Here is a 21,083-nt window from a genome sequence, read left to right as displayed (position 1 = left end):
AAGGAAGCTGGCGCCGGGGGGATGGGCGCGCGACACCAGGGGGGATGCCGATCCTTCCCATGCTGCCTGCCCCCGGCCGCCAGAACGCGTATCCTGGGGGCGAGATGACAGCCCCCCCGCCCCCCACCAGCCGCCGCCTCGCTTTGGCCGCCCTGGCCGTGCCCGCCTTGGCCGTGACCGCCGGCTGTGCGCCGCGGATCGAGCCCGCTTCCTCCGGCCTGCGCCTGCCCGTGCTGTTCAGCCGCGGCGCGCCAACCGAAGCGGCACCGGTGCCGATGCAATGGCCGGGTGCGGCCTGGTGGCAGGCATTCGGCGCGCCGCCGCTGGATGCGCTGATGCGCGCCGCCATGGCCGGCAACCTCGACCTCGCGGCCGCGAATGCAAGGGTACGGCAGGCGGATGCGCAGGTGCGGATCAGCGGCGCCTCCCTGCTGCCGGCGCTGGACGGGGATTTGTCGGGCGGGCGGTCCCGATCCGGCAACCGCAACCCCGGCACCCCCGGCCGCGCCACCAACAGCGTCGGTGCCACGCTTTCCGCCAGCTACGAGGTCGATTTCTGGGGTCGCAACCAGGCGGCGCTGGAAGCCGCGCGGTCCAGCGCCCAGGCGGCGCGCTACGCCGTCGGCGTCACGGCCCTGTCCACCCAATCGGCCGTTGCCACGGCGCTGTTCAGCGTGGTCGGCGCGCGGGAACAGCTGGAGATCCAGCGCGGCAACCTGGAGGTCGCGACCCGCAACCTCGGCATCCTGCGCAGCCGCATCGCCGCCGGCACGGCCACGGGGCTCGATGTGGCGCAGCAGGAGACGGTGGTGGCGCAGCAGCGCGCCGCCATCCCGCCGCTGCAGCAATCCGCGGAGCAGAACGCGCTGGCGCTGGGCACGCTGACCGGGACCATACCGGGGGAGATGGTGGTGGACGGGCTGCGCATCGGCGCCATCAGCGTGCCGTCGGTGCCGGCGGGTCTGCCCTCCGAAGTCCTCGCCCGCCGCCCCGATGTGCAGCTGGCGGAGGCGAACCTGCTCACCGCCAACGCCAACCTGGCCGCGGCGCGGGCCGCGCTGTTCCCGACCATCGCGCTGACCGGGCGCGGCGGCGTCAGCGCCACGGCGCTGGACCTGCTGCTGCGGCCGGGATCGACCCTGTATAGCCTGGCGGCCGGGCTGACCGCACCGATCTTCGATGGCGGCGCGCTGCGCGCCCAGGTGGACCAGTTCCGCGCCAGGCGAGAGGAATTGCTGGCCAATTACCAGCGGGCGATCCTGGCGGCGCTGGAGGATACGGAGGCCAGCCTTTCCGCGTTGCGCTGGGCGACGGAGCTTGTCGAACTGCAACGCGTGCGCGTCGATGCCGCGCAGCGCGCCTATGACATCGCGGAGGCGCAGCTGCGCGCCGGCACGGTCGATCTGCTGACGGTGCTGAACGTGCAGACCAGCCTGTTCTCCGCCCGCACCGCGCTGGCCCAGGCGCAGGCCAGCCGCCTGCAAGCCGCTGCCGCACTGTTCACCGCCCTCGGCGGCGGCTGGACTGTTGAGGATGTGGCGGCCACGCCATCTGGATGGGGCGGCCCAGCCGCCGGAGGCAGCCCAAGCCGATGAACGAAGTCCCGAAGACCCCGCCCCAGCCCGCGGAAACGAAGCTCGCCACACCGGTCGCCCCCCGCCGGCGCCGCTGGCCCTGGCTGCTGGCGGGGCTGGTCGCGATCGGCGGGGGGGCCTTCTACGCCTGGCAGGCGGGCCTGCCGCCCTTCGCGCCGGCGGTGCAGGCGCCACCGCCGCCCGGCCAGCCCGGCGTCCGCCGCGCAGGCGGGCCGGCGCCGGCCATTCCCGTGACCGCCGCCGCCGCGACGGTGGAGGACCTGCCCATCCTGCTCGACGCGCTGGGCACCGTGCAGGCCTACAACACCATCACCGTCGTGCCGCAGGTATCCGGCCGCATCACGGAAATCGCGTTCCGGGAGGGGCAGGAGGTCAAGGCGGGGGATGTGCTGCTGCGCATCGATCCGCGCAGCCTCCAGGCCAGCCTCGACCAGGCCATCGCCACCAAGGCGCAGCGGGAGGCGCAGCTGGCCAATGCGCGGCTGGACCTGACGCGCTACCAGCAATTGCTGCGCAGCAACGGCACGTCCCAGCAGATTGTCGATACGCAGCGCGCCCAGGTGGCGCAGCTGGAAGCGCAGGTGCAGTTCGACCAGGCCACCATCGACAGCGCCCGCACGCAGCTGGATTTCGCCACGATCCGGTCGCCGATCGAGGGCCGCGTCGGCCTGCGGCAGGTGGACCTCGGCAACCTCGTCTCCAGCAGCACCACGTCGGGTATCGTGGTGGTGACGCAGTTGCGGCCCATCACGGTGAACTTCACCCTGCCGCAGCAGACCCTGCCGCAGGTGATGCAGGCGCTGGCGGCCGGGCCGGTGCCGGTGGAGGCTCGGCTGGCGGAGAATGCGCCGCCGCGGCTGGATGGCACGCCCGCGCCGCCGAACCCGATCGGGCAGGTCGTCACCATCGACAACCAGGTGGACCAGACAACGGGCACCATCCGCGTCAAGGCGACCTTCCCGAATGAGGACCAGCGCCTCTGGCCCGGGGCCTTCGTGAACACGCGCATCCAGGTGGCGGTGCTGCGGGGCGTGACGGTGCTGCCGCTGGTGGCCGTGCAGCGCGGGCCGCAGGGGCCCTACGCCTTCGTGGTGCGGGACGACAACACCGTGGAGCAGCGGAACATCACGCTCGGCACCATCGCGGGCAGCCAGGCAGTGGTGCTGGCGGGGATGCGCGTCGGCGAACGGGCGGTGACATCGGGCGCGCTGCGGTTGGTGAATGGCAGCCTGGTACAGGTGGCGGAACCCGTGCGGCCGCCGCCTTCCGTACCGCAGGCGCGCCGCCGGCCGCCAGCGCCCACGCCGGCAGAGGCCCCCGCGCCCCCGCCTGCCACAGCACCCGCGCGGCCCTGACGGGGCACGCGCATGAACATCTCCGCCCCCTTCATCGCGAGGCCCATCGCGACCTTCCTGCTGGCGGTGGCAGTGCTGCTGGCCGGCGCCTACGGCTATCTGCGCCTGCCCGTGTCATCCCTGCCGGAGGTCGATTTCCCGACCATCCAGGTGACGACGCAATTGCCCGGTGCCTCGCCCGATACGGTGGCGGTGCTGGTGACGGCGTCGCTGGAACGGCAATTGGCGCAGATCGCGGGGCTGGCGGAAATGGTGTCCGTCAGCGGGCCATCGGTGTCCCGCATCACCCTGCAATTCAATCTGGGGCGGGACATCGACGATGCCGCGCAGGATGTGCAATCCGCCATCAACGCGGCGCGCGGCACGCTGCCCTCCAACCTTCCCTATCCGCCGACCTACCAGAAGGTGAACCCGGCGGACCCGCCGATCATGACGCTGGCCCTGACGTCGGAGACCTTGCCGACCGCGCGGCTGTCCGACGTGGTGGACACGCTGCTGGCGCAACGGCTCTCGCAGGTGACGGGCGTGGGGCGCGTGGCGGTGCAGGGCAACATGCGGCCCGCGGTGCGGTTGCAGGTCGATCCGCAGCGGCTGGCCGCCTATGGCATCGGCCTGTCCACGGTGCGCACTGCAGTCGCCGCCGCCAATGTGGCGGGGCCGAAGGGATCGATCGACGGGCCGCAGCAGGCCTCCGCCATCATGGCGAATGACCAGATCTCGACACCCGCCGCCTTCAACGACCTCATCATCGCCTGGCGGGACGAAGCACCGGTGCGGCTGCGCGACGTGGGCGCGGCGGTGGAGGATCTGGAGAACACGCTGACGGCCGCCTGGTACAACGGCCAGCGCGCCGTGCTGATCGACGTGCAGCGCCAGCCCGGCGCCAACATCGTCCGCACCGTGGAACTGGTGCGCACGCAGCTGGCCAATCTGGAACGCGCCCTGCCCGCCGGCGTACAGCTTTCCATCGTCTCCGACCGCACGGAAACCATCCGCGCCTCGGTGGAGGAGGTGCAGTTCACGCTGGTGCTGTCAGTCGTGCTGGTGGTCGCGGTGATCTACCTGTTCCTGCGCAGCGGCCGGGCGACGCTGGTGCCGGGCGTGGCGCTGCCGCTTTCCATCATCGGCACCTTCGGGGTGATGGCGCTGTGCGGCTATTCCCTCGACAACCTCTCCCTCATGGCGCTGACCATCGCGACGGGCTTCGTGGTGGATGATGCGATCGTCATGATCGAGAACATCGTCCGACTGATCGAGGGCGGCAAGAAGCCGCTGGATGCGGCGTTCGAGGGCGCGAAGCAGATCGGCTTCACCATCGTCTCCCTCACCGTGTCGCTGGTGGCGGTGTTCATCCCGCTGCTGTTCATGGATGGGGTGGTGGGGCGGCTGTTCCGCGAATTCGCCATCGTGCTGACCATCTCCGTCATCGTCTCCATGATCGTGTCGCTGACGCTGACGCCGATGATGTGCGGCCTGCTGCTGCGGCCGCAGGCGGAGGAGAAGCCCGGCATCGTCAACCGCGCCTTCGAGGCTGGCTTCGAATGGCTCCGCCGCCTCTATGCCCGCACGCTGGACTGGGCCCTGGCGCGAGAGGGGCTGATGCTGGCGGTCGCCGTCGCGACGCTGGGCGGGACGGTGTGGCTCTACATCGTGATGCCGAAGGGGTTCCTGCCGCTGCAGGATACCGGGATCATCACCATCACGACGGAGGCCCCGCAGGATGTCTCCTTCGCCCGCATGACGGCGTTGCAGCGGGAGGTGGCGGAGGTGGTGGCGCGGGACCCGGAGATCGTCTCCGTCGCTTCCGTCGCCGGCGCGGGCACGGTGAATGCGGCGCAGAATACCGGCCGCGTGGTGGCGGTGCTGCGGCCGCGGGCGGAACGCAGCGACGATGTCTCCGCCGTGATCGCGCGGCTGTCGCCGCAGATCGCCATGATCCCCGGCGTGGTCGCCTATCTCCAGCCCGTGCAGGACATCCAGATCGGCACGCGGCCATCCAGCACGCAATACCAGTACACGCTGACCGACACGGCGGCGGACGAGCTGCGCGCCTGGGCGCCAAGGCTGCTGGAGGGTTTGCGCGGTCTGCCGCAACTGCGGGACGTGGCGTCCGACCAGCGCGACGATGGGCTGCGCATCCAGGTGCAGGTGGACCGCGCCCGCGCCGCGCGCCTCGGTGTCACCATGCAGGCGGTGGATGACGCGCTGTATGACGCGCTGGGCCAGCGGCAGATCTCCACCATCTACGGCCAGGCGAACCAGTATCGCGTGGTGCTGGAAGCCGATCCCCGCCAGATGAACGACCCCGCCGCCATCGGCATGCTGCGCGTGCCGGGGACCGTGACGAACGGCATCGCCGCGCAGGTCCCGCTGGCGGAAATCGCGACCATCACGCGCGGCAGCGGGCCGCTGACCATCACGCGGCAGGACCAGTTCCCGGCCGTGACCTTCAGCTTCAACCTGGCCCACGGCGCCTCGCTCGGCCAGGCCGTCACCGCCATCCGCGGGATGCAGGCGAGGATGGGCATGCCGGATACGATGCAGGGCAGCTTCGGCGGCGATGCGGCGGAATTCGACCGTTCGCTGGCCGGCCAGGGCTGGCTGATCCTGGCCGCCGTCATCGTCATCTACATCGTGCTCGGCGTGCTCTACGAAAGCGTCGTACACCCCATCACCATCCTCTCCACCCTGCCCTCCGCCGGCATCGGCGCGCTGCTGGGGCTGATGATGGTCGGGCTGGACCTGTCGGTGCTCGGGCTGATCGGCATCGTGCTGCTGATGGGCATCGTGAAGAAGAACGCGATCATGATGATCGACTTCGCGCTGGAGGCGCAGCGGGACCACGGCATGTCGCCCCGTGACGCGATCCGGGAAGCCTGCCTGCTGCGGTTCCGGCCCATCATGATGACGACGATGGCGGCGCTGCTCGGCGCAGTGCCGCTGGTGCTGGGCCATGGCGCGGGGTCGGAGTTGCGGCTGCCACTCGGCGTTTCCGTCATCGGCGGGCTGCTGCTGAGCCAGGTCATCACGCTCTACACCACGCCCGTCATCTACCTGGCGCTGGAGGATCTGCGCGCCTGGGTCGGGCGGCGCTTCCGGGGTGCGGCGTCGGCGGCGGCGGAATAGCGCGTGTCGATCTCCGCCCCCTTCATCGCGCGGCCCATCGGCACGACGCTGATGGCCATCGGCCTCGCGCTGGCAGGGCTCGTGGCCTATTTCAGCCTGCCCGTCGCGCCGCTGCCGCGGGTGGATTTCCCGACCATCGCCGTCAGCGCCAGCCAGCCCGGCGCCGATCCCGCCATCATGGCGTCCTCGGTCGCCGCGCCGCTGGAGCGAAGGCTGGGCGAGATCCCCGGCGTGACGGAGCTGACCTCCACCTCCAGCCTCGGCAGCGCGACCGTCATCGTGCAGTTCGACCTCAGCCGGCCCATCGCCTCCGCCGCGCGGGACGTGCAGGCGGCGATCAACGCGGCGATGTCGGATCTGCCATCCGGCCTGACGAACACGCCCACGTTCCGCAAGCTGAATCCCGGCGACGCGCCGGTGCTGATCCTGGCCCTGACATCGAGCACGCTGACGCCAGGCCAGTTGTATGACGCGGCGGACAGCGTGGTGGTGCCGCGCCTGTCGCAGGTGGATGGCACGGCTCAGGTGAACATCGCGGGCGCCGAGCAGCCAGCGATCCGCGTCGCCGTCGATCCCGCGGCCGCGACGGCGGCGGGTGTCTCGCTGGACCAGATCCGCACCGCCATCACGACGGCGAACGTGACCCAGGCAACGGGGATGCTGGAAGGTCCCTACCAATCCGCCGCCATCAGCGTGAACGACCGCTTGCAGGAAGCCGCGGAATTCGGCGCCATCATCGTGCGCCAGGCGAATGGCGCGATGGTGCGGCTGGATTCCATCGCGCGCGTCGAGCAGGGTGCGCGGGACCGCCGGCAATCCGGTTCCTTCAACGGCCAGCCCGCCGTCATCCTCACCATCTTCAAGCAGGCCGACGCCAATGTGCTGGAGGTGGTGGACGGCATCCGCGCGCTGCTGCCCGACCTGAAGCGCTGGATGCCGGCCGGCGTCGACGTGACGATCATGCGCGACCGGTCGGAGACCATCCGCGCTTCCGTCGCGGAAGTGCAGCACACGCTGATCATCAGCATCGTCCTGGTGGTGCTGGTGGTGGCGGTCTTCCTGCGCAAGCCATCCGCCCTGTTCGCCGCCGGCATCGCGGTACCGCTATCGCTGCTCGGCACGCTCGGCGTGATGTGGATGGTAGGGTATTCGCTGAACAACCTCTCCCTCATGGCACTCACCATCTCCGTCGGCTTCGTCGTGGACGATGCCATCGTGATGATCGAGAACATGGCGCGGATGAAGGAACGCGGCATGCGCCCGATGCGGGCGGCGATCGAGGGCGCACGCCAGATCGGCTTCACCGTGGTGTCGATGAGCCTGTCGCTGATCGCGGTCTTCATCCCGCTGCTGTTCCTGGGCGGGATCGTCGGCCGCATGTTCCGCGAATTCGCGGCGACCTTGTCCATCGCCGTCGCCATCTCCGCCATCGTGTCGCTGACCGTCACGCCGATGATGGCTGCCCACCTGGCGCGCGCGGAGCCGAAGCCGGAAGGGCGGATCGGCCGCGCCATCGAGGCGACGCTGGACTGGATCATCCGCGGCTACATGCGAAGCCTGGTGGTGGTGCTGCGCTTCCGGGTGCTGACCTGGCTGTTCAACATCGGCCTGGTCGTGCTGACGGTGTGGCTCTACACCGTCGTGCCCAAGGGCTTCATCCCGACGCAGGATTCGAACCTGTTGCAGGGATCGGCGCAGGCGCAGCCGGATACCTCCTTCCAGCAGATGGTGGTCTACCAGCAGCGGTTGATGGAAGTGCTGCGCGCCGATCCGGCGGTGGAAAGCGCATCCGCCTCCGTCGGCGGCGGCGGCTTCTTCGGCAGTTCCAGCAACATCCGCATCCAGGTGGCGCTGAAGCCGAAGGAGGACCGCGGCGGGCTGAATGCGGATGGCGTGATCGCGCGGCTGCGCGCACCACTCGCGCGCATCGTCGGTTTGCAGACCTTCATGCGGCCCGTACAGGACATCAACATCGGCGGGCGATCGACCAGCGGGTCCTACCAGTATGTGCTGCTGACGCCGGACCTCGAGGAACTGGGCATCTGGAGCGAGCGGCTGGTGCAGCAATTGCGCACCGTGCCGCAGGTCGCGGATGTGTCCTCCGACCAGCAGCGCACGGGGCTCGTCTCCCGCCTCGTCATCGATCGCGATGCGGCGGCGCGGCTCGGCGTTTCCGTCTCCGCGCTCGGCGGCGCGCTGAACAACGCCTTCGCGCAGCGCCAGGTCTCCACCATCTACCGCGCGCGCAACCAGTATCGCGTCATCCTGGAAGTCGATCCGGTGCTGACGGAAAGCCCGGACAGCCTGGCCCGCATCTTCGTGCCGGGTGCCGCAGGGCCGGTGCCGCTGGGGTCGCTGGTACGACTGGAACGCACGGTGGCGCCGCGGTCCATCACCCATCAGGGGCTCTTCCCGGCCGCCACCATCAGCTTCAACCTCGGCGAGGGCGCGACACTCGGCCAGGCGGCGGCGCTGGTGGAACGCGCGGTGCTGGACATCCAGATGCCCGGCTCCATCCGCGGCGAATTCGCCGGCAATGCCCGCGCCTTCCAGAATTTCCAGAGCGGCCTGCCCCTGCTGATCCTGGCCGCGCTGGTCGCGATCTACATCGTTCTCGGCGTGCTCTACGAAAGCCTGATCCACCCGCTGACCATCATCTCCACCCTGCCGACGGCCGGCGTAGGTGCGCTGCTGGCCCTGCTGGCGACGAACACGCCCTTCACCATCATCGCGTTGATCGGCGTGATCCTGCTGATGGGCATCGTGAAGAAGAACGCGATCATGATGGTGGATTTCGCGCTGGAGCATGAGCGGGAGGGTGGCGAGGGCGGCATGGTCGCGATCCTGGAAGCCTGCCGCGAACGCTTCCGCCCCATCCTGATGACGACGCTGGCCGCGCTGTTCGGCGCGCTGCCGCTGGCCTTCGCGACGGGACCGGGCGCGGAGCTTCGCCAGCCACTCGGCATCACCATCATCGGCGGGCTGATCCTGTCCCAGCTTCTGACGCTGTACACCACCCCTGCCGTCTATCTGGGGCTGGAACGCCTGGCGGTGGCGCGGCGGGCGAAGCTGCCGGCGCTGACGGCGCGGGCCTGAGCTCTACTCCGCCGCCGCGACGTAGCGGTGGCGGAGGTGGATGCGCCGCGCCTCCGGGTCCGGCCGCGGCACGGCCGACAGCAGCGCCTTGGTATAGGCGTGCGTCGGGTTGTCGCAGACCTGGGCGGCCTCCCCCGTCTCCACCACCTTGCCCCGATGCATCACCGCCACGCGGTCGCACATGTAGCGGATGACGCTGATATCGTGGCTGATGAAGACATAGGCGAGGTTGAGTTCATCCTGCAGGTCCAGCAGCAGATCCAGCATCCGCGCGCGTAGCGAGACGTCGAGCGCCGCCGTCGCCTCATCCGCCACGATCACGCGGGGCTTGAGGGCGAGGGCGCGGGCGATGCAGATGCGCTGGCGCTGGCCGCCGGAGAAGGCGTGGGGGTAGCGTTCCGCCCAGCCGGGCTCGATGCCCACGCGTTCCAGCAGGGCGGAGACGCGATCGCGGAGTTCTCCGCCACGCGCGAGGCCGTTGACCAGCAGCGGTTCGCCGACAATCTGCGCCACCGTCATGCGGGGGTTCAGGCTGGCGAAGGGGTCCTGGAAGACCATGCGGATTTCCCGCCGCGCGGCGCGCAGCGTCTCGCCCTCGGCCTTCGCCAGGTCGATCTCCGTCCCGTCCTCACGCCGATAGTGGATGGCACCGCCTGTCGGGTCCGTGACGCGCAGGATGCAGCGGCCGAGTGAGGTCTTGCCGGAGCCGCTTTCACCGACGACGCCCAGCGTCTCCCCGGGCCTCACCTCCAGCGTTACGCCATCGACGGCGCGCACCTCGCCTACCTTCTTCCGCATCACGCCCTTCACGATGGGGAAGATCATCGAGAGGTTCTCGATCCGCAGGATGGGCGGCGGCAGCACCGCCGGTTCCACGCGCTTCAGGCGGATGTCGGAAGGGCGTTCGAGCTTGGTGACATTGCCCAGCAGCATGCGCGTATAGGCATCCCGCGGCGAGGCGAAGAGGCTGCGCACCGGCCCGCTTTCGCGCACGCGCCCGCGCTCCATCACGACGACATCATGCGCGATCTCCGCCACCACGCCCATGTCGTGCGTGATGAACATCACCGTCATGCCGCGCTGCTGCTGCAGGCGGCCGATGAGGTCCAGGATCTCCGCCTGCGTGGTCACGTCCAGCGCCGTGGTCGGTTCATCCGCGATCAGCACGGCCGGATCGCAGGCCAGCGCCATCGCGATCATCACGCGCTGACGCATGCCGCCGGAGAATTCGAAGGTGTAGCGGTCCACCGCGCGATGTGGGTCGGGAATCTCGACCGACGCCAGCAATTCGATCGCTCGTTCGCGCGCCTGCTTGCGGGACAGGCCGAGATGCAGGCGAACCGCCTCCCCAACCTGGTCCCCCACCTTGTGGACGGGGGAGAGGGAGGACATCGGCTCCTGGAAGATCATCGCGATCTCGTCGCCGCGAAGATCGCGGATCGCGCGGCCGCGCGGGTCCATGGCGGCGAGGTCGAGGGTCGATCCATCCTTGCGGTGGAACAGGATCTGCCCGCCGGTGATGCGGCCCGGCGGATCGACGATCTGCAGGATGGCGCGCGCCGTGACGGACTTGCCGGAGCCGCTTTCGCCGACGACACAGGTAGTGAGGCCCTTGGCGAGGGAGAAGGAAACGCCGTCCACCGCGCGCACCAGGCCGGTGCGGGTGGGGAAGGAGACGTGGAGGTCGCGGACCTCGACCACGGGGGCGGTTTCGGTCATTTCTGATAGGGGTCCGCCGCGTCGCGCAATCCATCGCCGAGGAAGTTCAAGGCCAGCACCGCGATCACCACCGCGCCGCCGGGTGCGAAGAGCCAGGGCGCCGTCGCGATGGAGCGGATGTTCTGCGCCTCCCGCAGCAGTACGCCCCAGGAGATGACGGGTGGCTGCAGGCCCAGGCCGAGGAAGGAGAGCGCCGTCTCCGCCAGGATCATCGCGGGAATTGCGAGGGTGATGGAGGCGATGATGTGGGAGGCGAAGGAGGGCAGCATGTGGCGGAAGATGATCCGCTTCTCCGACGCGCCATCGAGCCGCGCGGCGGTGACGAAATCCTCTGTCCGTAGCGAAAGGAAGCGCCCGCGCACCACGCGCGCCAGCTGTGCCCAGCCCACCAGCGACAGGATGATGGTGATGCAGAGGTAGATGCGTTCCGGCGGCCAGCCCTGAGGCAGCGCGGCACCCAGCGCCAGCCAGATCGGTATGGTCGGCAGCGACAGCACGAATTCGATCACGCGCTGGATGACGAAATCGATCCGCCCACCGTAATAGCCGGAGATACCGCCGAGGATCAGGCCGATGACCAGCGACAGGAACACGCCGATCAGGCCGATGAACAGCGAGGTCTGCGCCGCCTTCATCATCCGGCTGTAGACATCGCGCCCCAGTCGATCCGCGCCGAACAGGAAGACACTGTCGCGCGGGTTCTCCGGCCCGAAGAGGTGGATGCTGGTCGTGAACAGGCCGAGCAGTTCGTATTCGTAGCCCTCGACGAAGAAGCCGAGATAGATCTTGCGGTTGGGATCGGGCGTGAAGGTCGGCGCCAGCGTCACGCGATCCCGCGTCAGCCGCATGGCCTGGACATGCGGGCGGATGCGCCAGCCATTCTCCGTCGTCTCGATCAACTGGATCATCTGGGGCGGGTGGAAGACCGCGCGGGCATTCTGCTTGCCGGGGTCAGTGGTCGCCAGGAAATCCGGCACCAGCGCGACGACGTACAGCAGCAGGACGATGATCCCGCCGGCCATGGCCAGCCGGTGGCGGCGGAAATTCCACCACATCAGCTTCCACTGTGAAGCCGCCGCGGTGCGGTCGATGGCCCGTTCCTCGGGCAGCGCGGCGGGCTGGATGACGTTCATCTCAGTCGTACCGGATGCGCGGATCGACCAGCGCCAGCAGGATGTCCGACAGCAGCATGCCCACCAGGGTCAGCGTGCACATCAGCAGCAGGAAGGCGCCGGCCAGGTACATATCCTGACTCAGCAGCGCCTGCAGCAGCAGCGGGCCGGCGATAGGCAGCGACATGACCACGGCCACGATGGTGGCGCCGGAGATCAGCTGCGGCAGCATCCAGCCGATGGTGGAGATCAGCGGATTGATCGCCAGCCGCACGGGATACTTGATGAGCAGGCGAATCTCGGAAAGTCCCTTGGCGCGCGCGGTCGTCACATAGGGGCGGTGCAGCTCATCCAGCATATTGGCGCGCATCACGCGCACCAGGCCCGCCGTGCCGTTCACCGCCAGGATCACCACGGGCACCCAGAGATGCATGAGCAGATCGACGAACTTCGCGAAGGACCAGGGCGCGGTCTGGTATTCCTCACTGAACAATCCGCCGACATCCTGCCCGAAATGCACGACGGCGACGTACATCAGCACCAGCGCCAGCAGGAAGCCCGGTATTGCCAGGCCGAGGAAGGCGATGAAGGTGAAGAAGTAGTCCACGAAGCTGTATTGCCGCACGGCGGAGAGCACGCCGATGGGCAGCGCGATCGCCCAGGTCATCGCCAGCGTCGATGACGTCAGCAGCAGCGTCAGCCCCATGCGTTCCCAGATGAGGCCGGAGACGGGCTGCTGCCATTCGAAGGACAGGCCGAAATCGCCGCGCAGCAGGATGCCGGTGATCCATTTCCAGTACTGCACGATGAAAGGCTGTTCCAGCCCGAAGCGTTCGCGCAATTCCTGCGCCGTGCGCTGGTCCACGATCTCGTTCGAGGCGGCCAGCGTCGCGACATAGGTCGTGACGTAGTCGCCCGGCGGCAGTTGGATCAGGAAGAACGCCAGGAAGCTGACCGCCACGAGGGACGGCACCATCCAGACCAGGCGGCGGAGGATATAGGCCAGCATGCGGATGATGCGGGGCCGGCTGCGCGCCGGCCCCGCCCCCTTCCCTTACGAGGTGAAGAAGAATTGCTGCGGCAGGGACGGCCCCGGATGTGGCCAGGACCAGCTATAGGGCATGGAACCCGGCACGCCGCGCAGCCGGTTCTGCGCCACGCCGAACAGGTTCGGCGCCAGGTTGACGCCGATGCATTCGAACTGCTCGGCGCAGATGTCGAAGACGCGCTTCATCAACTCGCCCTGGCGCCGCGTATCCGCGGTGGAACGCGCCTGGTCATACAGGCGCATGCGTTCCTTCTGGTGCTCCGGCGGTTCCTGCCCGTCCCGGCCGCCGCTGGCGTACCACATGGCCCAGGGCACGGCATAGCGGGTGCCCTGCGTGTGCATGGCGAAGAAGTCGCGGGGGTCCAGCATCGGCTCCAGCCCACCCGGCCCGGGCCACACCGCGATGTCGTGGTCGTTGTTGTCGCCGCGCGTGTAGTAGAGAGATCGGTCGATGGTGTTGATCTTCACATCGATCCCGATCTCCACCCAATGGCGCTTGATGAGTTCCAACGCGTCATTGTTGTCGGGGTAGAGCGCGGTGATGACATCGATCGCGAAGAAGACGCGCTGGCCATCGGGACGCAGGCGGAAACGCTGGCCGTCGCGGCGATTGTAGCCGATGCGATCCAGGATGCGGTTGGCTTCGCGCGTGTTGTGTTCGGTGAACTGCCGCGCCAGCTTCTCATGGTACCAGGGATGCGTGGGCCGCGGGCCGGTCTGCCAGGGCTCGGACTGGCCGAGATAGACGATGTCCACGATTTCCGGGCGGTTGATGCCCAGCGACAGTGCCTGGCGGAATTCCTTGTTGCCCAGCATCTCCCGGATCTTCGGATCCTTGTGGGTGATGTTGGGGTAGATCATCATGCTGGTGGAGCCGGCATTGATCGTGTCGAACATGCGGTAGTTGCCGCGCTGCATGTTCTGCGCGACCACAGGCTTGTTCGCCAGCACGTCGATGTGGCGTTCCTGAAGGTCGAGCCGCCCGCCGATCACGTCCAGCATCAGGCTCTCCACGTCCTGGTAGACCTGGAAATTCAGGCGATCGATGTAGGGCAGCTGGCGGCCGCTAGTGTCCACCTGCCAGAAGAAGGGGTTGCGCCGCATCGTCACACGCGTGGCACCGCCCTGGTAGGGTTCCTCCACCACCCAGGGATCGAGCGTCGGCTTTTCCGCATTGCCCCAGCGCGAGGGAATCTCGATGTCGCCGCAGCGCTGGCGGAACAGTTGCGCCCAGTCCGACACATTCGCCTGGCGCAGCGTCGCCGCGAGCTCCGCGTTGTATTTCGGGTGGAAGCGGCCGCAATAGTGCTTCGCGAACAGCGTGGGATGCTGGCCGAGCGGCGTGGCCATCTGCTGCAGGAACAGGCCGTAGGGACCGGCGAAGGTGAACTTCACCGCCGTATCGCTGATCTTCTCGCACTTCACAGGCTGGCCATCGATCACCCACATCGTGGGCGGGGACCGGTAGAGTTCCGTGTTCAGGATGCAGTCGTTGATGGCGAAAAGGATGTCATCCGCCGTGAAGGGCGCGCCATCGGACCAGCGCATGCCAGGCCGCAGGTGGAAGATGAACTCCTTCGAATCCGCGGAGACTTCCCAGCGCTGCGCGACGCAAGGCAGCACATCGGTGAATTCCATGTTCCAGCGCGTCAGGCCCTGGTTGCCGATCAGGCGCAGGATGCCGTTATGGTCGGACCCGCCGCGCAGGCCGCGGCGCAGCGTTCCGCCGTAGCGCACATTCGGCTCGTTGGGCGTCACCACCATCGGCGCGCTGCCGACGCGCTGCGCGAGGGGCGGCAGGCGCCCCTGCTGCACGGCCGCCGCGACATCCGGTGCCTCCATCGCCGCCGCCTGGGCCAGCGCCGCGCCCGCGGGCATCGCCACGGCCATGCCGGCCGCCCCCTGCAACAGGGCACGACGCCCCACCCCGTGATCCTTCATGGCCGCAGCCTCCTCCGCCCGGTGTTGCCCCGGATGCGGCGAGGCTTGCATGCGCCACGCGCGCCTTCAAGCACGTTCGATGACGGCGAGGTTTCGTCTTCGCAACCCTCTACGGGTAGCCCCACGACCCATCGGGCTTTCGCGGCATCTTCCGCTCCCACCGCACATAGCGGTCGGTCGCCAGGTACTCCTCATCCACCTCCACGCCCCAGCCGGGGCGGTCCGGGCGGGGCAACACGTGACCATCCTCCGGCAGGTAGGGATCGACGACATAGCTGCCGGTGTCGCCATCCTTGCGCAGGGTGTCGATGCCGGGCGGCAAGCGGTATTCCAGGATCTTGAAGTTGGGCGCGGCCAGGCAGAGGTGGAGGTTCACCGCCGTCGCCAGCGGGCCCATCGGGTTGTGCGGCGCCAGCGAGACGTAATGCGCCTCCGCCAGCGTCCAGATGCGCCGCATTTCCCCCACGCCACCGACGACGCAGACATCGGGCTGGATGATGTCCACGCCCCGCGCGTTCAGCAGCGCCAGGAATTCGTAGCGGCTGTAGAGGGATTCACCGGTGGCGAGCGGGCAGTTCAGGCGAGACTTCAACTCGCCCCAGGCCGGGAAATGCTCCGGCCTGATCGGCTCCTCGAAGAACAGGGGGTCGTAGGGCGCCAGCGCGTTGCCGAGTTGCACGGCCTGCCAGGGCTCGAAGATCTTGGCGTGGGCGTCGAAGGCGAAGTCGAAATGGCCCGGCGCGACCTCTCGCAGCCGGCGGAAGTAGTCGCCGGCTTCCCGCACAACCTCTCCCCAACGATGCGCGTGCATGTCGACGCGATAGGGGCTGAGCTTGAAGGCCGTGAGACCGAAGCGGTCGTTCAACTCCTGCACGCGGTCGCGGGCGATGGCGGGATCGGGCGCGGTGTAGATGCCCTGGTAGACCCGTACGCGATCCCGCATGGCGCCGCCTAGGATCTGGTAGACGGGCACGCCGAGTGCCTTGGCGGCAATGTCCCACAGGCACTGGTCGATGGCGGCGATAGCCGCCAGGCCGAGCGCGCCTGGCGGGAAGCGCGCCTGCTGCACCAGCTTGAGCGTGAGGTATTCGACGCGCCGCGGATCCTCGCCGATGATCATGTCCGTGAGATAATCGAGCAGCGGCGGCAAGGCGCGGTCGGGCCCGTGATTGTAGCACTCGCCCCAGCCGATGATGCCGCATTGCGTGTCGAGTGCCACGATCACGCGCGGCCGGTCGCCGTCGCGGCTCATGAAGCTGCGCAGTCGCGCGATCCGCATGGCGCTGTCCCCCCCTTGTCCCGCGGCCAGTCTAGGCACCGCGGGACGCGTCTGGCGAGGGGCCGGCGTTGCCGGATGGGCAACGCACCGTCGCCCATCGGGCGCTTGACCGCGCCGCAGCCCGCATGAAAGCCTTACCATCGAGGAACGGGAAAGCGGACGCCGCGAGAGGCGAACCGCCACCCATCACGCCAGCCACCCCGATCGCAACGACTGGACGGCCCGACACGCGCGGGCCTGGGGAGGCGATGCTTGGCGAGACTGCAGGATGCGCCGCCGCGCGGTGGCATCGAGATCCGCGACCTCTCCATAACCTATCGCCGGGGGCGGGAGGTGACGCAGGCGCTTTCCGCCTGTTCGCTGACCATTCCCGAAGGCGGATGGGCATCGCTGATCGGCGCTTCCGGTTGCGGGAAATCCACGCTGCTGCGCATCCTGGCCGATATCGTGCAGCCCAGCGGCGGCAGCGCGACGCTCGGCGGGATGACACCGGCGGAAGCGCGCGCCACGCGCAGCTTCGCGCTTGTCTCCCAGCAATCCGTGCTGCTGCCCTGGCGGCGGATGCTGGAGAATGTGGAACTCGGCCTCGAAGTGGCACGCGCCGACAAGGCGGAGCGCCGCCGGCGCGCAGAGGAGGCGATCGAGCTGGTGGGGCTGCGGGGCTTCGAACGCGCCTATCCGCATGAACTCTCCGGCGGGATGCGCCAGCGCGCCGCCATCGCCCGCGCGCTGACCTTGCGGCCGCGCTTCCTGCTGATGGACGAGCCCTTCGGCGCGCTGGATGAGCTGACGCGCGCCACGCTGAACTTCGAGCTGCTGCGCATCCTGGAGGAGACATCCGCCACCCTGCTGCTGGTGACGCATTCGATCTCGGAGGCGATCATCCTGTCCGACATGGTGGCGGTGATGTCGCCGCGGCCGGGGCGGATCGTGCATCGCCTCGATATCGGCTTCGGCCACCACCGCAGCGCGGCGATGCGCGACGACCCGGCCTTCGCCGCGCATGAGGCGGAGTTGCGCCACGCCCTGCATGGCGACCCCGGCGTGAAGCGCCAGCCCGCCCCCGAACCCGCCTATGCCTGAGGAGATGCAGCCGATGATCCGCCTCAATCGCCGCCTGCTGCTGGCGGGGTCCGCCACGCTGGCCCTGCCATCCTTCCGCATCGCCTCCGCCCAGTCGCCGGCCAGGCTGACGGTGGCACTCGGCTATGCGCCGAATGTGGAGATGTTCGGCCCCCTCTATGCCGTCCGCGCGGGGTTCTTCGCGGCGGAGGGCCTGACGGTGAACGCCGTGCCCGCCAGCACCGGGGTGGACCAGGTGCAGATGGTGGCGGCGGGTCGCGCGGATATCGGCATCGTCGGGCCGGAACAGATCATCGCCGGCGCCGGGCGGGGGGAGAAGTTCAGGATCTTCGCCGCGCAGTACCAGCGCAGCCCCGTCTGCATGACGGCCCGGCGCGACAGCGGGTTGACGAACCCGTCACAGCTGCCGGGGCGGCCCATCGCCGTGAAGATTCCCGCCCAGACTTTCTTCGAGCTCTTCATGCGCAAGAATGGGCTGCGGCCGGACCAGGTGACGGTGACGCCGATCGGGCGCACCGACGTCGCGACCATCATCTCCGGCCGCGTCCACGCCATGATTACCACCTTCGCCTTCAACGAACCGCGAAGCATCGAGATGGCGGGCGTGCCGGTGAACCTGATGCCGCTGGCGCAATACGGGATGAATGCGCAGACCAATTCCTACTTCACGCAGCAACGCGCCTTCGCCGATCCCGCGAAGCGGGACGTGCTGGTCCGCTACCTCCGCGCCGAGGCGAAGGCCTGGCAGGAATACTTCAAGGACCCCGCGGCCGCGGCGAAGTGGATCATCGACCAGAAGTTCATCGATGGCCTCGACCTCGACCAGCAGGTCTTCCTCGCGCGCGGGCAGGCGAACCATATGCGCAGCGCGCTGACGGCGGAGCGGGGCCTGATGTGGGTGGACCCCGCCATCTACCGGGAGACCGCGACCAACCTGCAGCTGTCCGGCGTGACCAGCACGGTGATCGATACGGATGCCATGCTCTCGACCGAGATCCTGGAACGCGCCGGGATGCCGAGGATCTGATGTCCCTCAGCATGGCCGATGGCGGCGCCATGGCGTGGCGCGGGGTTGAACGGGTGGTGCCGCCGGCGCTCGGCCTGGCGGCGCTGCTGCTGGCCTGGGGCGTGCTGACGGAGACGGGGGTGATCGCCGCCTATCTCCTGCCGAAACCCGCCGCCGTGCTGGCGGAGATCATGACCAACAACGAACCGCTATGGCGCCACGGCAAGCTGACCGCGACGGAGGCGCTGCTCGGCTTCGCCATCGGCAACAGCGTGGGCGTGGTGGTGGCGGTGCTGATGGGCTGGTTCCCCGCCTTCAAGCGCTGCGTGATGCCGCTGGCGCTGGTGACGCGGGGAATGCCGATGGTGGCGATCACGCCGATCCTGGTTCTCATGCTCGACCGCGGGCTGGTGCCCATCGTCACCGTCGTCTCCATCGCCGTCTATTTCCCGACCCTGATCACCATGGTGCGCGGGCTGGAATCGGCGGATGTCGAGTATCATGAACTGCTCCACTCCCTGTCCGCGGACCGCTTCCAGCGGCTGCTGATCGTGGAGTTGCCGGCAGCGCTGCCCTACCTCTTCACCTCGCTCAAGATCGGCGCCTCCATCGCCTTCATCGTCGCCATCACCGGCGAATGGGTGGGGGCGAGTGCGGGGCTCGGCTACCTCATCGTCATCTCTGGCGAATACTTCAAACTCGCCATGATGTGGTCCGCCATCATCGTCGCCTCGGGCCTTACCTTGGTGACGCTGGGCTGCGTGATGCTGGCGGAGCGGCTGCTGGCACGCTGGACCGCGCGCGGGGAGGGAATGGCCTGATGCCGTCCGACCTTTCCGTCGATGCGCCGACGCTGCCCGCGATCTGCCTGCCCGGCCTCGATGGCCTGGCGCGCGTGCTGCGGCAGATGGGGCCGGCCACGCTGCTGTTCCTGGCGATCCTGGCGGTGTGGGAGACCGTGACGCGTGCGGGCTTCGTCTCACCGCTCATCCTGCCGGCGCCGAGCGACGTCGCGGCCACCTTCATCTCCGCCGCGCCAAGGCTGTTCACGCATCTCGGCTGGACCTCGATGGCCGCGCTCGGTGGCTTCGTGCTAGGCAATACGCTGGGCTTCGCGCTGGCGGTGGTGTTCGTGCATATCCGCCTCGCGCGCCTCACGGCGCTGCCGCTGGCGATGATGGCGCAGGCGGTGCCGATCGTGGCCGTCGCGCCGGCGCTGCTGCTGTGGCTCGGCAACGGCGTGGAGCCGAAGCTGTTCATCGCCTCCTTCCTCGTCTTCTTCCCCATGCTGGTGAACGCCATGCGCGGCCTGGCCAGCGCGGATGACCAGGTGGCGGAACTGCTGCACACCTTGTCGGCGGATTGGACGCAGCGGCTGCTGATGGTGCGGCTGCCAGCAGCCCTGCCCTTCGTCTTCAACGCGCTGCGGCTTTCCGCCTGCGGCTGCTTCGTCGCCTCCGTCGTCGCGGAATGGGTCGCCTCCACCACCGGGCTTGGCTACGTCATCGTCTTCGCCAGTTCGCAATACCGGATGACGGAGGTCTGGTGCGCCGTGCTGCTCTGCACCGCCGCCAGCCTTTGCGTCTATGGCCTGGTCTGCCTCGCGGAACGGCTGGCGATGCCGTGGCGGCGCGACCGGCCCGCCACCAGCACAGGGACACCATAGCCATGCTGAAGAGCAACGCGCTCGGCATCATGAACCAGATGTGGGCTGCGCACGCGACCAGCGATGCGGAAGCCATCGCGACCGCGATCGAGGAGACGCTGCTGGCCGAGGAACTCGGCTTCGACAGCGTCTGGATCGGGGAACACCACAATGTCCGCCCCGGCGCGCGCTTCTATGGCCGCATCCCGGCCTCCGAGATGTTCCTCGCGCATCTGGCCGCGAAGACCACGCGCATCGCGCTCGGCACCGGGGTGCGCATCCTCTCCACCACGCCGCCGCAGCGGACGGCGGAGGAGATGAGCCTGCTTGACCTGCTGAGCGGCGGGCGCGCAGAATTCGGCGTCGGCCTCGGCTCCACCCCCGATGTGAAGCCCGGCGATCCGGCGCGGGCGGTGAAGGCCGCGCTGTTCCGTTCGCTGCTGAGCGACATCGTGTCGTACCTCTCCGGCACGGCGGAGGGCGCGCCGATCTCCCCTGCCCCGGCGCCGGACCTCGCCGCCCGCATCTGGGCCGCGGCGCGGGACCAGGCGACGCTGGCGCATATCGCCGATGCCGGCATCAACCTGGTGGTTGGGCAGGCGGAACTGCCGCCGATCCAGGCCGCGATCGTGCAGGCCTATCGCGCGGCCGGCGGCACCGGCCTGGTGCGCGGCGTGCGGCTGGTCTTCGTGGCGGAAACCCATGCGGAGGCGATGCGCGACGCGGATGAGGCGCTTTCCCTCTATCTCGGCCAGATGGGCGGCAAGGGCTACCATTCGGAGGCCATCGCCAAGGGCCTGCTGGCGGCGGATCCGCGCACGTTGGAGGAACGTGGCCTCGGCGTGAACTTCCTGATCGGATCGCCGGAGGAAGTGGCGGCGCTGCTGAACGACTATGTCGCGGAAACCGGCGTGGATCGCCTCGATCTCATGGTGCAGGTGCCGGGGCTCCGGACCGATGCCGTGCGCCGGTCCATGGCGCTGATCCAGCAGGCGGTGAAGCCGCTGCTGAAACGCGCACTCCCCCAGCCCGCCATCGCGTGACGCGCATCGCCGTCTCCCCCGCAATGCCATAGGCT

At 68.8% G+C, this 21,083-nt stretch carries 14 protein-coding genes; 9 read left to right on the top strand and 5 right to left on the bottom strand.

The window, feature by feature from the left end; translation table 11 throughout:
- Positions 1-104 precede the first annotated feature (104 nt).
- Genes ACTIE5_RS14925 through ACTIE5_RS14910 form a run of 4 tightly spaced genes read left to right on the top strand, consistent with a single transcriptional unit; the run spans position 105 to position 9,172 of the window.
- Entirely contained in the window at positions 105-1,595 is a 1,491-nt protein-coding gene (locus tag ACTIE5_RS14925; RefSeq protein WP_439550492.1) for an efflux transporter outer membrane subunit, read from the top strand.
- Complete coding sequence (locus ACTIE5_RS14920) at positions 1,592-2,950, top strand: efflux RND transporter periplasmic adaptor subunit (RefSeq protein ID WP_439550491.1); 1,359 nt, start codon at positions 1,592-1,594, stop codon at positions 2,948-2,950. Before ACTIE5_RS14925 ends, ACTIE5_RS14920 begins: the two co-directional genes overlap by 4 nt.
- A 12-nt stretch (positions 2,951-2,962) precedes the next feature.
- Positions 2,963-6,076, top strand: a complete 3,114-nt coding sequence (locus ACTIE5_RS14915) for an efflux RND transporter permease subunit (protein ID WP_439550490.1) — start codon at positions 2,963-2,965, stop codon at positions 6,074-6,076.
- Positions 6,077-6,079: 3 nt separating this feature from the next.
- Positions 6,080-9,172 carry an efflux RND transporter permease subunit gene (locus ACTIE5_RS14910; RefSeq protein ID WP_439550489.1) on the top strand — a complete coding sequence of 1,031 codons (3,093 nt, stop codon included), beginning with the start codon at positions 6,080-6,082 and terminating at the stop codon, positions 9,170-9,172.
- 3 nt (positions 9,173-9,175) lie between these two features.
- On the opposite strand, the gene ACTIE5_RS14905 is transcribed toward ACTIE5_RS14910, so the two are convergent.
- The 5 genes from ACTIE5_RS14905 to ACTIE5_RS14885 form a co-directional block, all read right to left on the bottom strand.
- Positions 9,176-10,891, bottom strand: a complete 1,716-nt coding sequence (locus ACTIE5_RS14905) for an ABC transporter ATP-binding protein (RefSeq protein ID WP_439550488.1) — start codon at positions 10,889-10,891, stop codon at positions 9,176-9,178.
- Complete coding sequence (locus tag ACTIE5_RS14900) at positions 10,888-12,024, bottom strand: ABC transporter permease (protein ID WP_439550487.1); 1,137 nt, start codon at positions 12,022-12,024, stop codon at positions 10,888-10,890. The genes ACTIE5_RS14905 and ACTIE5_RS14900 overlap by 4 nt, the downstream gene beginning before the upstream one ends.
- Before the next feature lies 1 nt (position 12,025).
- Positions 12,026-13,012 carry an ABC transporter permease gene (locus ACTIE5_RS14895; protein WP_439550486.1) on the bottom strand — a complete coding sequence of 329 codons (987 nt, stop codon included), beginning with the start codon at positions 13,010-13,012 and terminating at the stop codon, positions 12,026-12,028.
- 45 nt (positions 13,013-13,057) lie between these two features.
- Positions 13,058-14,992, bottom strand: a complete 1,935-nt coding sequence (locus tag ACTIE5_RS14890) for an ABC transporter substrate-binding protein (RefSeq protein WP_439550485.1) — start codon at positions 14,990-14,992, stop codon at positions 13,058-13,060.
- A 109-nt stretch (positions 14,993-15,101) separates the two neighbouring features.
- Complete coding sequence (locus ACTIE5_RS14885) at positions 15,102-16,271, bottom strand: mandelate racemase/muconate lactonizing enzyme family protein (RefSeq protein WP_439550484.1); 1,170 nt, start codon at positions 16,269-16,271, stop codon at positions 15,102-15,104.
- 252 nt (positions 16,272-16,523) lie between these two features.
- Between ACTIE5_RS14885 and ACTIE5_RS14880 the strand changes: the two genes are divergently transcribed.
- The 5 genes from ACTIE5_RS14880 to ACTIE5_RS14860 are packed head-to-tail and all read left to right on the top strand — an operon-like array spanning position 16,524 to position 21,048.
- A complete protein-coding gene (locus ACTIE5_RS14880) occupies positions 16,524-17,354 on the top strand; it encodes an ABC transporter ATP-binding protein (protein ID WP_439550483.1) in 831 nt (276 codons plus the stop codon).
- A 13-nt stretch (positions 17,355-17,367) separates the two neighbouring features.
- Entirely contained in the window at positions 17,368-18,381 is a 1,014-nt protein-coding gene (locus tag ACTIE5_RS14875) for an ABC transporter substrate-binding protein (protein WP_439550482.1), read from the top strand.
- On the top strand, positions 18,381-19,181 hold the full coding sequence (locus tag ACTIE5_RS14870) for an ABC transporter permease (RefSeq protein ID WP_439550481.1): 801 nt from the start codon (positions 18,381-18,383) through the stop codon (positions 19,179-19,181). The genes ACTIE5_RS14875 and ACTIE5_RS14870 overlap by 1 nt, the downstream gene beginning before the upstream one ends.
- Positions 19,181-20,026, top strand: a complete 846-nt coding sequence (locus tag ACTIE5_RS14865; protein ID WP_439550480.1) for an ABC transporter permease — start codon at positions 19,181-19,183, stop codon at positions 20,024-20,026. The genes ACTIE5_RS14870 and ACTIE5_RS14865 overlap by 1 nt, the downstream gene beginning before the upstream one ends.
- Positions 20,027-20,028: 2 nt before the next feature.
- Complete coding sequence (locus tag ACTIE5_RS14860; protein WP_439550479.1) at positions 20,029-21,048, top strand: LLM class flavin-dependent oxidoreductase; 1,020 nt, start codon at positions 20,029-20,031, stop codon at positions 21,046-21,048.
- Positions 21,049-21,083: the final 35 nt, after the last annotated feature.

It is taken from the genome of Falsiroseomonas sp., from assembly GCF_051859025.1.
Classification (GTDB): Bacteria; Pseudomonadota; Alphaproteobacteria; order Acetobacterales; family Acetobacteraceae; genus Falsiroseomonas.
The sequence above is the reverse complement of the archived record's forward strand: the minus strand, read 5'-3'. Positions and strand labels throughout refer to the sequence as shown.